This window comes from Streptomyces sp. NPDC058864 (assembly GCF_042742985.1).
Lineage (GTDB): Bacteria > Actinomycetota > Actinomycetes > Streptomycetales > Streptomycetaceae > Actinacidiphila.
Window position 1 is genome coordinate 23,108 of the sequence record NZ_JBHYMQ010000015.1, and the last position, 16,040, is coordinate 39,147.

Sequence of the window (16,040 nt, forward strand, 5' to 3'; positions counted from 1 at the left end):
GAGAAGGTGGCAGCACCGAAGAGGGGCCGTAGGCCCTCGGGGAGCCAGGGATACCCCGGGCGGGCGCTGGCAGTGATCCTGCTGGCCATCGTGGCGCTCACCGGAGGGATGTTCCTCTCCGGCCACACCACCCCCCGGCTGGGCATCGACCTCGCCGGCGGTACGAGCATCACGCTGACGGCCAAGAGCGACCAGGCCGGCGCGATCAACAAGACCAACATGGAGACCGCCAAGTCGATCATCGACCGGCGTGTCAACGGTCTTGGTGTCTCGGAAGCCGAAAGCCAGATCCAGGGCGACCGGAACATCATCGTCAACATCCCCAAGGGCACCAACGCCGCGCAGGCCGAGCAGCAGGTCGGCACCACCGCCCAGCTCTACTTCCGGCCCGTGCTCGCCGAGGTGGCCAACACCCCGCCGGCCCCGGCCTCGCCCAGCGGCAGCCCCTCGGGTTCGCCCTCGTCGCCGGCCTCGCCGTCCGCGAGCGCCTCGACCGGCGCCAAGGTCTCCGGCTCCCCGTCCGCCAGCGCCTCGACGCAGGGCCGCGCCGTCACCGACGCGCTGAAGGCCTCGCCGACGCCGTCCGCCCCCGCCTCGGGCGCTCCCGCGCCGAGCCCGTCGCCCTCGGCCGCGGCCCCGGGCAGCGCGCTGGACACCTCGATCCCCGAGGACCTGCAGGCGAAGCTCGCCGCGCTGGACTGCTCCGACGCGAAGACGCGCGCCAACCTGAACCTCAAGGCCAAGCCGACCGACAAGATCGTCGCGTGCAGCCAGGACGGCAACGCCAAGTACGCCCTCGGCCCCGCCGCGGTCGACGGCAAGAACGTCAGCAAGGCCGCCGCGCAGTTCGACACCCAGGGCGGCAACGGCTGGGTCGTCACCCTGAACTTCGACGGCACCGGCTCCAAGGCCTTCTCGAAGATCACCTCGCAGCTATCCCAGCAGCAGCCGCCGAACAACCAGTTCGCGATCGTGCTGGACAACGAGGTCGTCTCCGCCCCCTCGGTGAACCAGACCCTGAGCGGCAGCGCCGAGATCTACGGCAGCTTCACCCAGGAGAGCTCCGAGGAACTGGCGAACGTCCTGTCCTACGGCTCCCTGCCGCTGACCTTCGACAAGTCGGACGTCACCAAGGTGTCGGCGGCGGTCGGCGGCGAGCAGCTGCACGGCGGCCTCATCGCCGGCGGCGTCGGCCTCGCCCTGGTCGTGCTCTACCTGGTCGCGTACTACCGCGGCCTGAGCTTCGTGGCGATCCTGAGCCTCATCGTCTCGGCGATCCTCACCTACGAGATCATGACGCTGCTCGGCCCGGCCATCGGCTTCGCGCTGAACCTGCCGGCGGTCTGCGGCGCCATCGTCGCCATCGGCATCACCGCCGACTCGTTCATCGTCTTCTTCGAACGCATCCGTGACGAGCTGCGCGAGGGCCGCTCCCTGCAGCCGGCCGTGGCCCGCGGCTGGCCGCGCGCCCGCCGCACGATCCTCGTCTCGGACTTCGTGTCGTTCCTGTCCGCCGCCGTGCTCTTCGTGGTCTCGGTCGGCAAGGTCCAGGGCTTCGCGTTCACCCTCGGCCTGACGACGCTGCTCGACGTGGCCGTGGTGTTCCTCTTCACCAAGCCGCTGATGACGATCCTGGCCCGCAAGAAGTTCTACGCCAGCGGACACCCCTGGTCCGGGCTCGACCCGCGCGCCCTGGGCGTCAACCCCCCGCTGCGCCGCACCCGCCGCCCCGCGGCCCGTACCGACGTCAAGGAGGCCTGATGTCCCGGCTCGGCAACCTCGGGCACCGCCTGCACCGAGGCGAGATCGCCTACGACTTCGTCGGCCACCGCAAGCTCTGGTACGGCGTCTCGGTCCTCATCACCGTGGCGGCGATCATCGGTCTCGCCGTGAACGGCCTCAAGCTCGGCATCGAGTTCTCCGGCGGCGCGGTCTTCACCACCCCGAAGACCGAGATGTCGGTCAGCCAGGTCCAGGACAAGGTCGCCGACAACACCGGCGGGCACCAGGCCATCGTGCAGAAGCTCGGCTCCGGCGCCGTCCGCATCCAGATCAGCGACATCTCGCTCAACGAGGCGAAGGAGATCCAGGGCGAGATCGCCACGGATCTGAACGTCAAGGCGAACGACATCGACCCGCAGATCATCGGGCCGAGCTGGGGCGACGAGATCTCCAAGAAGGCCTTCCAGGGCCTGGTGATCTTCATGGTCCTGGTGACGATCTACCTGGCGATCGCCTTCGAGTGGCGCAAGGCCGTGGCCGCCCTGATCGCCCTCATCCACGACCTCACGATCACCATCGGCGTCTACGCGATCGTGGGCTTCGAGGTCACCCCGGGCACGGTGATCGGTCTGCTGACCGTCCTCGGCTACTCCCTCTACGACACCGTCGTCGTCTTCGACGGTCTGAAGGAGTCCACCAAGGACATCACCAAGCAGAACCGCTACACGTACAGCGAGCTGGCCAACCGCAGCCTCAACCAGACCCTGGTGCGTTCCATCAACACCACGGTCGTGGCGCTGCTGCCGGTGGCGGGCCTGCTCTTCGTCGGTGGCGGCCTGCTCGGCGCGGGCATGCTCAACGACATCGCCCTGTCGCTCTTCGTCGGCCTCACCGCCGGTGCGTACTCCTCGATCTTCATCGCGACCCCGCTGGTCGCAGACCTCAAGGAGCGCGACCCGGAGATGAAGGCGCTGCGCAAGCGGGTGCTCGCCAAGCGCGCCGCCGACGCCCGCCGCGGCGGCGACGCCGCGGACGAGCCGCAGGACGCGTCCCCCGCGGACGAGGGCGACCCCGAGGAGGACGACGCCCACGCGGGCGCCGTCGTCGGCAGCCAGCGCACCCAGCCGGCCCGCAACAACCGCGGCCGCAACCGTCCCTCCGGCAAGCGCCGCTGAGGACGGGGCGGACGACGGACGACACGCAGCGACGAAGCACCGAGGAACACAGTCGATGACCACGACGGACGCCACCCCGGAGGGGCTGCGCAGCCTGCTGCTCAGCCGCATCCGGGACGTGCCCGACCACCCGCAGCCGGGCGTGATGTTCAAGGACATCACCCCGCTGCTGGCCGACCCCGCGGCGTTCAACGCGCTGATCGACGCACTGGCCGGGCTCTGCGTCCGGCACGGCGCCGACAAGGTCGTCGGCCTCGAGGCGCGCGGGTTCATCCTCGCCGCCCCGGCGGCCGCCCGCGCCGGCCTCGGGTTCGTGCCCGTGCGCAAGGCGGGCAAGCTGCCCGGTGCGACGCTGGGCCAGGCGTACGAGCTGGAGTACGGCACCGCCGAGATCGAGGTCCACCAGGACGCCTTCTCGGCCGGCGACCGGGTCCTGGTCATCGACGACGTGCTCGCCACCGGCGGCACGGCCGAGGCGTCCCTGGAGCTGATCCGCCGCACCGGTGCCGAGGTCGCGGGTCTCGCGGTCCTCCTGGAACTGGGCTTCCTCGGCGGGCGTGCCCGCCTGGCCCCGTCCCTGGCCGGCGCGCCCCTGGAGGCGCTGATCGCCGTCTGAGCCCCTGGCTCGCCGGAGGCGGGCTCCCGGCCGCGCAAGCGGTGCGGGAGCCCGCCTCCGTACGTTGCGGGGGGCCACGGGGCGGACGGGACGCGGTTCACCCGATCAGATCGCTACCATGGTGTCTCGGAACCTCCCTCCTCGCCCGTCTCCGGCCGGGAGGGGACCAGAAGGAGTGCCCTTGCAAGAAGAGGCCAGGCAGGCTCAGCCGATGACCGCCGCAGACGGGAAGCAGGCGGCTTCCCTCTCCGCGGCTCCTCCCGTCGCGCCCGCCGCACCCCCCGCAGCCGCGGAGGGCAAGGCCGCCAAGCCCGCTCCCGCCGCCCCGGCGGCTCCCGCCCGGCCCGTACGCACTCCCGGCAGCGTGGCCCCGAACCGGCCGGCCACCTCGTCCAACCGTGTCCGCGCCCGCCTCGCCCGGCTCGGTGTGCAGCGGTCCAGCCCGTACAACCCCGTCCTGGAGCCCCTGCTGCGCATAGTCCGCAGCAACGACCCCAAGGGCGACCCGTCGCAGCTGCGCCAGATCGAGCGCGCCTACCAGGTCGCCGAGCGGTGGCACCGGGGCCAGAAGCGCAAGAGCGGCGACCCCTACATCACGCACCCGCTCGCGGTCACCACGATCCTGGCCGAGCTCGGCATGGACCCGGCGACGCTGATGGCCGGGCTGCTGCACGACACCGTCGAGGACACCGAGTACGGTCTCGACGCGCTGCGCCGCGACTTCGGCGACTCCGTCGCCCTGCTGGTGGACGGCGTCACCAAGCTGGACAAGGTCAAGTTCGGCGAGGCCGCGCAGGCCGAGACGGTGCGCAAGATGGTCGTCGCCATGGCGAAGGACCCGCGGGTGCTGGTCATCAAGCTCGCCGACCGCCTGCACAACATGCGCACCATGCGTTACCTGAAGCGGGAGAAGCAGGAGAAGAAGGCCCGCGAGACGCTGGAGATCTACGCCCCGCTGGCGCACCGGCTGGGCATGAACACCATCAAGTGGGAGCTGGAGGACCTCGCCTTCGCGATCCTCTACCCCAAGATGTACGACGAGATCGTCCGGCTCGTCGCCGAGCGCGCCCCCAAGCGGGACGAGTACCTGGCGGTCGTCACCGACCAGGTGCAGCAGGACCTGCGGGCCGCCCGGATCAAGGCGACCGTCACCGGGCGCCCGAAGCACTACTACAGCGTCTACCAGAAGATGATCGTGCGGGGCCGCGACTTCGCCGAGATCTACGACCTGGTGGGGATCCGCGTCCTCGTCGACACCGTCCGCGACTGCTACGCGGCGCTGGGCACCATCCACGCGCGGTGGAACCCGGTGCCGGGGCGGTTCAAGGACTACATCGCGATGCCCAAGTTCAACATGTACCAGTCGCTCCACACGACGGTCATCGGGCCCAGCGGCAAGCCGGTCGAGATCCAGATCCGCACCTTCGACATGCACCGCCGCGCCGAGTACGGCATCGCGGCGCACTGGAAGTACAAGCAGGAGGCCGTCGCCGGCGCTTCCAAGGTGCGCACCGACAGCCCCAAGTCCGCGAAGAAGGACGACGCCGTCAACGACATGGCGTGGCTGCGGCAGTTGCTCGACTGGCAGAAGGAGACCGAGGACCCGGGCGAGTTCCTGGAGTCGCTGCGCTTCGACCTGTCCCGCAACGAGGTCTTCGTCTTCACCCCCAAGGGCGATGTCATCGCACTGCCCGCCGGTGCGACCCCCGTCGACTTCGCGTACGCCGTCCACACCGAGGTCGGCCACCGCACGATAGGGGCGCGGGTCAACGGCCGCCTGGTGCCGCTGGAGTCGACCCTCGACAACGGCGACACGGTGGAGGTCTTCACCTCCAAGGCGGCGGGCGCCGGCCCGTCCCGCGACTGGCTCGGCTTCGTCAAGTCCCCGCGCGCCCGCAACAAGATCCGCGCCTGGTTCTCCAAGGAGCGCCGCGAGGAGGCCGTCGAGCAGGGCAAGGAAGCCATCGCCCGCGCGATGCGCAAGCAGAACCTGCCGATCCAGCGCGTGCTCACCGGCGACTCGCTGGTCACGCTCGCGCACGAGATGCGCTACCCCGACATCTCCGCGCTCTACGCGGCGATCGGCGAGGGGCACATCACCGCGCAGTCCGTCGTGCACAAGCTCGTCGAGGCCCTGGGCGGGGAGGAGGGCGCGACCGAGGACATCGCCGAGGTCACGACCCCGTCGCGCAGCCGCACCAAGCGCCGCTCGGCCGCCGATCCGGGCGTGATCGTCAAGGGCGAGAAGGACGTCTGGGTCAAGCTGTCCCGCTGCTGCACCCCGGTGCCGGGCGACCCGATCATCGGCTTCGTCACCCGCGGCAACGGCGTCTCCGTGCACCGGGCCGACTGCGTGAACGTCGAGTCGCTCTCGCAGCAGCCCGAGCGGATCATCGACGTCGAGTGGGCGCCGACCCAGTCCTCGGTCTTCCTGGTCGCCATCCAGGTCGAGGCACTGGACCGGTCCCGCCTGCTGTCGGACGTCACACGCGTCCTGTCCGACCAGCACGTCAACATCCTGTCCGCCGCCGTGCAGACCTCCCGCGACCGGGTGGCCACCTCGCGCTTCACCTTCGAGATGGGCGACCCCAAGCACCTCGGACACGTCCTGAAGGCCGTCCGCGGCGTCGAGGGCGTCTACGACGTGTACCGCGTGACGTCGGCGCGCCAGCGCTGACGCAGTCACGGCGAAGGGCCCGTACGCCTCGCGTACGGGCCCTTCGCGATGCTCCGGGCCGTGCCCGGCGGAGCCTCAGCCGCCGAACTCGTCCAGGGACTTGAGCGCCTGGTCGAGCAGCGCCTGCCGCCCGTCCAGCTCCCGCTGCAGCTTGTCGGCCCTGGAGGTGTTCCCCGCCGCCCTTGCCGTCTCGATCTGCTCACGCAGCTTGTCGACGGCCGCCTGCAGCTGGCCGGTCAGGCCCGCGGCACGAGCCCTCGCCTCGGGGTTGGTGCGGCGCCACTCGGACTCCTCGGCCTCCTGGATCGCGCGCTCCACCGCGTGCATGCGGCCCTCGATGCGCGGCCGGGCGTCGCGCGGCACGTGGCCGATCGCCTCCCAGCGCTCGTTGATCCCGCGGAAGGCGGCGCGTGCCCCCTTCAGGTCGGTGACCGGGAGCAGCTTCTCGGCCTCGATGGCCAGCTCCTCCTTGAGCGCGAGGTTCTCGCGCTGCTCGGTGTCGCGCTCGGCGAAGACCTCGGAGCGGGCCGCGAAGAAGACGTCCTGGGCGCCGCGGAAGCGGTTCCACAGGTCGTCCTCCGCCTCGCGCTGGGCGCGGCCGGCGGCCTTCCAGTCGGTCATCAGCTCGCGGTAGCGCGCCGCGGTCGGGCCCCAGTCGGTGGAGCCGGAGAGCGCCTGCGCCTCCTCCACCAGCTTCTCCTTGCGCCGGCGGGCGTCCTCGCGCTGCGCGTCGAGCGCCGCGAAATGGGCCTTGCGCCGCTTGGAGAAGACCGAACGGGCGTGGCTGAAGCGGTGCCACAGCTCGTCGTCGGTCTTGCGGTCCAGCCGGGGCAGGCCCTTCCAGGTGTCGACCAGAGCGCGCAGCCGCTCGCCGGCCGCCCGCCACTGCTCGCTCTGCGCCAGCTGCTCGGCCTCGGTGACCAGGTCCTCCTTGGCCGTCCTGGCCTCCTCGGAGGCCTTGGCCTTGGCCACCTTCCGCTCCTCGCGGCGCGCGTCGACCTGCTCGGTCAGCGCGTCCAGCCGCTTGGCGAGGGCGGCCAGGTCGCCGACGGCGTGGGCCTCGGTCACCGCGGTGCGCAGGTGATCGATGGCGGTCAACGCGTCCTTGGGGGCCAGGTCGGTGGTCTTCACCCGGCGTTCGAGGAGGCCGATCTCGACGACGAGGCCCTCGTATTTCCGCTCGAAGTAGGCCAGCGCCTCCTCAGGGGAGCCCGCCTGCCACGAGCCGACTTCGCGCTCGCCATCGGCCGTACGCACGTACACGGTCCCCGTCTCGTCGACGCGGCCCCACGGGTCGCTGCTCACAGCGCCTCCTCCACGTGATGCCCGGCCGTCGCACGGCTCGCGGGCATCGTCCACAGTTCCATTCGGCCGGGCCGTGCCCGGACCGGTCCGACGGTCCGCTCACATCCATGGTGCAGCCGTCGGAGCAGGCACCCTACACAACGCCAACATAGGCGACCGGTGCCCCGGCTGTCCGCATCCCGCACCCGCGAAATTAACCCGCGGGTGCGGGACACGGGGGTCAGGACTTCGCGACCGTCGCCTTGTCGATCACCACGGTGGCGTTCGGGGCGCCGTCCCCGGCGCCGGTCGACTCGCCCGCGGCGGCGATCTTGTCCAGCACCTTCATGCCGGCCGCGCCGATCGTCCCGAACGGGGTGTAGTTCGGCGGCAGCGGGCTGTCCTTGTAGACCAGGAAGAACTGGCTGCCGCCGGTGTGCGCCTGGCCGGTGTTGGCCATGGCCACCGTGCCCGCCGGGTAGCTGCCCCCGGCGATCTCCTTGGCCTTCAGGTTCTCGTCCGGGATGGTGTAGCCGGGGCCGCCGGTGCCCTGACCGGTCGGGTCGCCGCACTGCAGCACGTAGATGCCGCTGGTGGTGAGCCGGTGGCACTTGGTGTGGTCGAAGTAGCCCTTGCCGGCCAGGAACGCGAAGGAGTTGACCGTGTGCGGGGCGTTCTTCGCGTCGAGGTCCAGCGCGATGTCGCCGCAGGTCGTCTTCAGCGAGAGGGTGTACTTCGCCGCGGTGTCGACGGTGACCGCCGGCTCCTTCTTCCACTGCTCCGTGCCGGGGCTGCCCTCGGCGGGCTTGGCGCAGGGGTCGGGCGCCTTGCTCGGCTCCGCGGGGCTGGGGGAGGTGCCCGCGGCCGCGGCGTCGTCCTTCTTGGCGTTGTCCGTGCTGAAGGCGCCGGCCGCCCACGCCGTGGCGCCCGCCGCCAGGACGACCGCGAGCACGGCGGCGACCACCGCGTTGCGCCGCACGGTCTTGCGGTGGGCCTGCACACGGCGCTCATGCTGCCGCTCGAACTTATCCCGGGCGAGCTGGCGCCGCCGCTGATCCTTGGTGACCACTGAGCCGTCTCCCGATGACTTCTGCTCGTCGCGTCCGAATGTGAGTACGCCGCCGATCTTCGCGTCCGGCGCGCCCCCCGTCCAGCGACGTTACTGGTTCGCGATGGCCGCGTTCGCGCCGGTAGGCTCGTGGGGCCGCCATCGTGCGGCACGACCTGCCGAGAACGACAGCCGACAGAAGGACGAACGTGCTCATTGCCGGGTTCCCCGCCGGGGCCTGGGGCACCAACTGCTACGTGGTCGCCCCCGCCGCCGGTGAGGAGTGCGTGATCATCGACCCGGGCCACGAAGCGGCCCAGGGCGTCGCGGACACGCTCGCCAAACACCGTCTCAAGCCCGTCGCCGTCATCCTCACCCACGGCCATCTCGACCACACGGCCTCGGTCGTCCCGGTCTGCGGGGCCCACGGCGTCCCGGCCTGGATCCACCCCCGGGACCGCTACATGCTGAACGACCCGGAGAAGGCCCTCGGCCGCTCCATCGGCGCGCAGCTGCTCGGCGAACTCACCATCGGCGAGCCCGACGACCTGAGGGAACTCACCGACGGCAGCACGCTGGAACTCGCCGGTCTCGAGCTGTCCGTGGCGCACGCGCCCGGCCATACCGAGGGGTCGGTGACGTTCAGGCTCCCGGAGACGTCCGAGATCCCCTCGGTGTTCTTCTCGGGCGACCTGCTGTTCGCCGGCTCCGTAGGCCGCACCGATCTGCCCGGCGGTTCCATGGACGAGCTGTACGCGTCGCTGGCCCGTGTGTGCCTGCCGCTCGACGACTCGACCGTGGTGTTGTCCGGCCACGGACCCCAGACGACCATCGGCCGTGAGCGCGCCACCAATCCGTACCTGACGGAGGTGGCCCGCGGCCTCGGCGGGGACGACCACCCGTCCCCGCCGCGACGAGGAATGTGACGAGAGACCTCACAGTGAGCACCTTCAAGGCCCCCAAGGGCACCTACGACCTCCTGCCGCCCGATTCCGCCGTGTTCCTGGCGGTCCGCGAGGCTTTCTCCGCCCCGCTGCGGCGGGCCGGTTACGGCTACGTCGAGACCCCCGGCTTCGAGCAGGTCGAGCTCTTCTCCCGCGGTGTCGGTGAGTCCACCGACATCGTGACCAAGGAGATGTACACCCTCACCACCAAGGGCGGCACGCACCTCGCGCTGCGCCCCGAGGGCACCGCCTCCGTGCTGCGCGCCGCGCTGGAGGCCAACCTGCACAAGGCGGGCAACCTCCCGGTCAAGCTCTGGTACTCCGGCTCGTACTACCGCTACGAGCGGCCGCAGGCCGGGCGTTACCGGCACTTCTCCCAGGTCGGCGCGGAGGCGATCGGCGCCGAGGACCCGGTGCTGGACGCCGAGTTGATCATCCTGGCCGTGGACGCCTACCGCTCGCTCGGGCTGCGCAACTTCCGTCTGCTGCTCAACTCGCTGGGCGACCGCGAGTGCCGTCCGGTCTACCGGGCCGCACTCCAGGACTTCCTGCGCGGCCTCGACCTCGACGAGGACACCCGCCGGCGGATCGAGATCAACCCGCTGCGCGTCCTGGACGACAAGCGCGAGAGCGTGCAGAAGCAGCTCGTCGGCGCGCCCATGATGCGCGACCACCTGTGCGAGGCGTGCAAGGCCTACCACGAGCAGGTGCGCGAGCTGCTGACGGCGGCGGGCGTGGAGTTCGAGGACGACCCCAAGCTGGTCCGCGGTCTGGACTACTACACCCGCACCACCTTCGAGTTCGTCCACGGCGGCCTCGGCTCGCAGTCCGCGGTCGGCGGCGGCGGCCGCTACGACGGCCTGTCCGAGATGATCGGCGGCCCCGAGCTGCCGTCGGTGGGCTGGGCGCTGGGTGTGGACCGTACGGTGCTGGCCCTGAAGGCCGAGGGCATCGAGCTCGAACTGCCCGCTCCCACCCAGGTGTTCGCGGTGCCGATGGGCGAGGAGGCGCGCCGGGTGCTGTTCGGCGTGGTCACCGAGCTGCGCCGGACGGGTGTCGCCACGGACTTCGCCTTCGGCGGCAGGGGCCTGAAGAACGCGATGAAGTCGGCCAACCGGTCGGGTGCCCGCTTCGCGATCGTCGCGGGCGAACGCGACCTCGCCGAGGGCGTCGTGCAGCTGAAGGACCTGGAGAGCGGCGAGCAGGCCGCCGTGCCGGTCGACGGCGTCGTCGCGGCCGTGCGCGAACGCCTCGTCTGAACCGTCCGCGCTCACGCGGCCGGCCGGTGCTTCCACCGGCCGGCTGCGCGCGGTGGGTACGTCCGCTCCCGGCCACGGGTCAGTCGGGGCGGCCCCGCTCGATCCACCGGGCGATCCGCTCGGGCCGCACCGGCCGCCCGAAGTACCAGCCCTGGCCCCAGTCGCAGCCCAGTGAGCGCAGCCGCCGGGCGTGCTGGGAGTTCTCCACCCCCTCGGCGGTGACCGTGAGTCCGAGCGCGTGCGCCAGCGACACCAGTCCGCCGACGATCCGCCAGCCGACCGGGTCGTCCGTCCCGGCGCGGTGGGGGTCCCTGACGAACGCTCCGGCGATCTTCAGTCCGGACACCGGGAGGTCCCTCAGGTAGGCGAGGTTCGACCAGCCGGTGCCGAAGTCGTCGACGGCCAGGGAGACCCCGGCGTCGGCGATGGCCTGCAGGGCGCGCAGCGACTCGTCCTCGGGTCCGATCACCGCGCTCTCGGTGATCTCCAGCTCCAGCCGTCCGGGTTCGAGGCCGGTGCTGTCCAGGATCGACGTGACGTCGTGCACCAGGCCCGGGTTGCGGATCTGACGTACCGCCAGGTTGACGTTGATCTGCGGGGCCGCCTCCCCGTAGCGCCGCACCCACGCGGCCGCCTGCCCGACCGCGCGTTCCAGGATCCACCGGCCCAGCGGCATGATCAGCCCGGTCTCCTCCGCCGTCCCCACGAACTCGTCCGGTCCCAGCACCCCGAACTGGGGGTGCCGCCACCGCACCAGGGCCTCCACCGCCACCAGGGAGCCGTCGGCGAGCGAGCACAGCGGCTGGTAGTCGACGAAGAACTCCCCGCGGTCCAGTGCCACCGGCAGCCGTACGGAGATGGCGTAGCGGCTCACGGCACGCGCGTTGTGCGTGGGGTCGAAGAGTGTCCAGCGGCCCCGTCCGGCCTCCTTGGAGCGGTACAGCGTCAGATCCGCCGCCCGCACGGCCGCACCCGGGGTCGTGGCGGCGATCCGCTGCGCCAGCACCCCGACGCTCGCGCCGATCGTCAGCTGCTGGCCGCCCACGAGGAAGGGCCGCGCGAGCGTGGTCAGGACGAGCTTGGCGACCGCCACCGCCTCCTGGTCGCCCCGGCACTCCTCCAGCAGCACCACGAACTCGTCCCCGCCCAGCCGGGCCACCAGATGCCCCAGGGGGGCGAGCGCCGCGTCCAGCCGCTCCGCCACGGCCGTCAGCAACCGGTCCCCGGTCCCGTGCCCGAGGCTGTCGTTGACGACCTTGAAACCGTCGAGGTCGACGTAGCACAGTCCGAAGCGCGCGCCGGGCTGCGGCTGCTCGAAGAGGCCCTCCAGCCGCTCGAAGAAAGCCGTGCGGTTGGGCAGCCCGGTCAGCGGGTCGTGGGTGGCCTGGTGGCGCAGCCGTTCCTGCAGGCGGTAGCGGTCGGTGATGTCCTCGACCATCGCCACCTGGTAGCGGGGCTCGCCGTGCTCGTCGCGGATCAGCGAGACGGTCAGGTGCGTCCAGACCACCTCGCCGTCGCGCCGGTAGTACGGCTTGTCGCACTGGAACCGCTCGCGGCGCCCCCTGACCAGGTCCTCGTACGCCTCCCAGATCCCCGGGGCGTCCTCGGGATGCACCAGCTCGGTGACCCGGCGGCCCCGCAGATCCTCCGGACGGGCCCCGAGCAGCTCCCGCAGCGCCTGGTTGACCTGCACGATCGTGCCGTCCACGTCGGCGATGCCGATGCCGATGGCGGCGTGCTCGAACAGTGCGCGGAAGCGCGCCTCCGAGGCGTTGCGGGCCCGCTCGGCGTCCTCACGCGCCCGGAACGCGGCGCGCTGGATCGCCTCCTGTTCGCGCAATGTCCGCTCGCGCAGCGCCGCCGCCCAGCCGGAGGCGAAGGCACCCGCCACCGCCGGGACCCGCTCCGGACCGGCCGGCTGGATCTGCAGCAACGCCACGGCGGCCGCCAGGATCTCCGGATCCGTGAAGTGGGCCTCCACCAGCAGCGCGCCGGCCTGTTCCGCGAGCGCGGTGTCGCACGTGCGGTCGCCGAGCGCCCGGCCGAGCAGGTCGGCGGTCGTGGCCGCCACCCGGCGCAGGGTCAGCGGGGGCAGTGCGAGCCCCGGGCCGGAACGCAGCAGGTGCGACCAGGCGTCCGCGAAGTCCGGGGCGGGTCCGGCGACGGTCGGCGGCGACTCCCTCACGGCCGCCGCCCCACACCGGCCAGGCCGGACATCCGCTCGGGGTGGGGGCCCACGGACTCCGGGTCCTCGGGCCGCCACTGGGACAGCCAGACCACACCCGGGGGCAGGAGCTCCCAGCCGTCGAAGAAGGCCGTCACCTCCCTCCTGGTCCGCATGACCAGCGGGGTCGTGGTGCGCCGGGCGTACAGCTCCGCCAGAGAGTCCGCCTGCTCGGGACGGCTCTCCCCCGAAGCGTGGGTGAGCACCAGGTGGCTGCCGGGCGGTACGGCGTCGCGCAGCGCGCCCACGATCTTGCCGGGGTCCTCGGCGTCGGTCACGAAGTGGAGCATCGCCACCAGCAGTACGGCGACCGGTTCCCCGTCCGCGAGGAGGCCGGTGACCTCGGGCCGGGAGAGCAGGTCGCCGGTGTCGGTCATGTCGGCCATCACCATCGCGCTCAGCGGGTCGTCCTGGAGCAGCAGGCGGCTGTGCGCGACCGCGATCGGGTCGAGGTCCACGTACACCACGCGCGCCCGCGGGCGGACGGCCCGCGCGACCTCGTGCACGGCGCCGAAGGTCGGGATCCCGGAACCGATGTCCAGGAAGCGGGTGATGCCCAGTGCGGCGAGGTGCTGGACCGCGCGGCGCAGGAAGGCGCGGTTGGCGCGCATGATCACCGGCAGGTCGGGCCAGAGCGCCATGGCCTGGCGCGCCATGTCGCGATCGGCCTCGAAATTGTGGGAGCCGCCCAGGTAGTAGTCGTAGACCCGGGCGGCGTTGGGCGTTTCCAGGTCCGTCCCCGCGGGCACCCACTCGGGTCGACGCATCGGGCACCTCCCCCCGCCGGAGCGAATCCTGGGTTGTACGGGTCCACTTAGAATCCTATATGCCTGATATCTGTGCATTTTCGAACGGTGTGGCCGCCTGGAAGGCACCGCACGGACCGGTAACACAGAGCGATCGTGTGGACGCGAAGAGCTGTGGAATTCCGCCCTCCCGTCCGGCCGTTGTCGCTCGCGCGGGTGACACGGCACCATGGGACCCGGCACTTCCGGCGGGTACGGCGCGTTGGGCAGTGCGGCACATCCCCGACCCACGGAAACGGCGACATGGTGACTACGGCGGTTGACACGGCTCGCACCGACAGCGGGAGCCAGGAGTCCGCGGACGGGCTCATCGGCGCGGGGAAGGCCTTCACCTGGCTGCTCGTGGTCTGCGGTGCGCTCGGCCTGCTCGCCTCGTGGGTCATCACGATCGACAAGTTCAAGCTGCTGGAGGACCCGAACTTCGTCCCCGGCTGCAGCCTGAACCCGATCATCTCCTGCGGCAACATCATGAAGAGCGAGCAAGCGCACGCCTTCGGCTTCCCCAACCCGATGATCGGCATGGTCGCCTACCCCGTCGTCATCGCCCTCGCCGTGGGGATGTTCGCCGGCGCCCGCTACCGCCGCTGGTTCTGGCTCGGCCTGCAGGCCGGCACGCTCTTCGGCGTCTGCTTCGTGACGTGGCTGCAGTACCAGTCGCTGTACAGCATCGGCTCGCTGTGCCTGTGGTGCTCGCTGGCCTGGGTCGTCACCATCGCGCTGTTCTGGTACACCCTCGTCCACAACCTCAAGCACGAGATCATCCCGGCGCCCGCCCGGGTCCGGGACCTCGTCCTGGAGTTCCACTGGGTCGTCCCCGTCCTCTGGTACGGAGCGATCGCCGTGGCGATCCTGACCCGCTGGTGGACGTACTGGAGCACCCTGATCTGACGGCGGCGCCGCACTGTCGGTGCGGTGACATAGGCTTCCTTGCCGTGGAGCCCGACCTGTTCACCGCCGCCGCAGAGGAACGCCAGTCGAGGGAGCCCGGAGGCAGCCCCCTGGCCGTACGGATGCGCCCGCGCACCCTCGACGAGGTCGTGGGGCAGGGCCATCTGCTCCGCCCCGGGTCGCCGCTGCGGCGCCTGGTCGGCGAGGGCGGCGGCGGACCGGCGGGACCGTCCTCGGTGATCCTGTGGGGCCCGCCGGGCATCGGCAAGACGACCCTCGCCTACGTGGTCAGCCACGCCACCAACAAGCGCTTCGTCGAGCTGTCGGCGATCACCGCGGGCGTCAAGGAGGTCCGCGCGGTCATCGAGAGCGCCAAGCGCGAGTCCGGGGGCTACGGCCGTGACACCGTGCTCTTCCTGGACGAGATCCACCGGTTCAGCAAGGCCCAGCAGGACTCGCTGCTGCCCGCCGTCGAGAACCGCTGGGTCACCCTGATCGCCGCCACCACCGAGAACCCCTACTTCTCGATCATCTCCCCGCTGCTGTCCCGGTCCCTGCTGCTCACACTGGAGCCGCTGACCGACGACGACCTGCGCGGCCTGCTGCGCCGGGCGCTCACCGACGAGCGCGGCCTGAAGGGCTCGGTCACGCTGCCCGAGGACACCGAGGAGCACCTGCTGCGGATCGCGGGCGGGGACGCCCGCCGGGCGCTGACGGCCCTGGAGGCGGGTGCGGGCGCGGCCCTGGCGAAGGGCGAGCCGGAGATCTTTCTGGGCACCCTCGAGGAGACCGTCGACCGCGCCGCCGTGAAGTACGACCGCGACGGCGACCAGCACTACGACGTGGCCAGCGCGCTGATCAAGTCCATCCGCGGTTCGGACGTGGACGCCGCCCTGCACTACCTGGCCCGCATGATCGAGGCCGGCGAGGACCCGAGGTTCATCGCCCGCCGGCTGATGATCTCCGCCAGCGAGGACATCGGCCTCGCCGACCCGACCGCGCTGCCCACGGCGGTCGCCGCGGCCCAGGCGGTGGCGATGATCGGCTTCCCCGAGGCCGCGCTGACCCTCAGCCACGCCACGATCGCACTCGCACTGGCCCCCAAGTCCAACGCGGCGACGACGGCCATCGGGGCCGCCCTGGCCGACGTGCGGGCCGGCAAGGCCGGCCCGGTCCCGGCCCATCTGCGCGACAGCCACTACAAGGGCGCCGCCAAGCTCGGCCACGGCAAGGGCTACCAGTACCCGCACGATCTGCCCGGCGCCATCGCCGCCCAGCAATACGCACCGGACGAGATCCACGGCCGGCGTTACTACGAACCGACCCGCTACGGGGCCGAGGCCCGCTACGCCGACGTGCTGGAGCGGGTCAGGGAGCGGCTGGCGGGCGAGTAGCGC

Annotated in this window: 12 protein-coding genes; 8 read left to right on the forward strand and 4 right to left on the reverse strand. The window is 71.5% G+C overall.

Annotated features, from left to right (window positions below):
• Nucleotides 1–6 precede the first annotated feature (6 nt).
• From secD to ACFW3D_RS14265, 4 genes are all read left to right on the forward strand, one after another.
• Entirely contained in the window at nucleotides 7–1,761 is a 1,755-nt protein-coding gene (gene secD / locus ACFW3D_RS14250) for a protein translocase subunit SecD (protein ID WP_500504421.1), read from the forward strand.
• Nucleotides 1,761–2,897: a protein translocase subunit SecF gene (gene secF, locus ACFW3D_RS14255; RefSeq protein WP_500504422.1), complete on the forward strand. Its 1,137-nt coding sequence runs from the start codon at nucleotides 1,761–1,763 to the stop codon at nucleotides 2,895–2,897. Before secD ends, secF begins: the two co-directional genes overlap by 1 nt.
• A gap of 55 nt (nucleotides 2,898–2,952) precedes the next feature.
• Entirely contained in the window at nucleotides 2,953–3,513 is a 561-nt protein-coding gene (locus ACFW3D_RS14260; RefSeq protein ID WP_500504423.1) for an adenine phosphoribosyltransferase, read from the forward strand.
• A 211-nt stretch (nucleotides 3,514–3,724) separates the two neighbouring features.
• Entirely contained in the window at nucleotides 3,725–6,190 is a 2,466-nt protein-coding gene (locus ACFW3D_RS14265; RefSeq protein ID WP_500504424.1) for a RelA/SpoT family protein, read from the forward strand.
• 75 nt (nucleotides 6,191–6,265) lie between these two features.
• Here the strand turns inward: ACFW3D_RS14265 and ACFW3D_RS14270 are convergent, their stop codons facing one another.
• Nucleotides 6,266–7,495 carry a DUF349 domain-containing protein gene (locus tag ACFW3D_RS14270; protein WP_500504425.1) on the reverse strand — a complete coding sequence of 410 codons (1,230 nt, stop codon included), beginning with the start codon at nucleotides 7,493–7,495 and terminating at the stop codon, nucleotides 6,266–6,268.
• A gap of 220 nt (nucleotides 7,496–7,715) precedes the next feature.
• A complete protein-coding gene (locus ACFW3D_RS14275) occupies nucleotides 7,716–8,543 on the reverse strand; it encodes a peptidylprolyl isomerase (protein ID WP_500504426.1) in 828 nt (275 codons plus the stop codon).
• A gap of 188 nt (nucleotides 8,544–8,731) precedes the next feature.
• Here ACFW3D_RS14275 and ACFW3D_RS14280 point away from each other — a divergent pair, with 188 nt between their 5' ends.
• Nucleotides 8,732–9,448: an MBL fold metallo-hydrolase gene (locus ACFW3D_RS14280; protein ID WP_500504427.1), complete on the forward strand. Its 717-nt coding sequence runs from the start codon at nucleotides 8,732–8,734 to the stop codon at nucleotides 9,446–9,448.
• 14 nt (nucleotides 9,449–9,462) lie between these two features.
• Complete coding sequence (hisS, locus tag ACFW3D_RS14285) at nucleotides 9,463–10,725, forward strand: histidine--tRNA ligase (RefSeq protein ID WP_500504428.1); 1,263 nt, start codon at nucleotides 9,463–9,465, stop codon at nucleotides 10,723–10,725.
• A 79-nt stretch (nucleotides 10,726–10,804) separates the two neighbouring features.
• Here the strand turns inward: hisS and ACFW3D_RS14290 are convergent, their stop codons facing one another.
• Complete coding sequence (locus ACFW3D_RS14290; RefSeq protein WP_500504429.1) at nucleotides 10,805–12,910, reverse strand: putative bifunctional diguanylate cyclase/phosphodiesterase; 2,106 nt, start codon at nucleotides 12,908–12,910, stop codon at nucleotides 10,805–10,807.
• A complete protein-coding gene (locus ACFW3D_RS14295) occupies nucleotides 12,907–13,716 on the reverse strand; it encodes an SAM-dependent methyltransferase (RefSeq protein ID WP_500504430.1) in 810 nt (269 codons plus the stop codon). Before ACFW3D_RS14295 ends, ACFW3D_RS14290 begins: the two co-directional genes overlap by 4 nt.
• Nucleotides 13,717–13,998: 282 nt before the next feature.
• On the opposite strand from ACFW3D_RS14295, the gene ACFW3D_RS14300 reads away from it, so the two are divergent.
• Together ACFW3D_RS14300 and ACFW3D_RS14305 are read left to right on the forward strand one after the other, a co-directional pair.
• On the forward strand, nucleotides 13,999–14,643 hold the full coding sequence (locus ACFW3D_RS14300; RefSeq protein ID WP_500504431.1) for a vitamin K epoxide reductase family protein: 645 nt from the start codon (nucleotides 13,999–14,001) through the stop codon (nucleotides 14,641–14,643).
• Between the two features lie 44 nt (nucleotides 14,644–14,687).
• Entirely contained in the window at nucleotides 14,688–16,037 is a 1,350-nt protein-coding gene (locus ACFW3D_RS14305) for a replication-associated recombination protein A (protein ID WP_500504432.1), read from the forward strand.
• The last annotated feature ends 3 nt before the right edge of the window (nucleotides 16,038–16,040 follow it).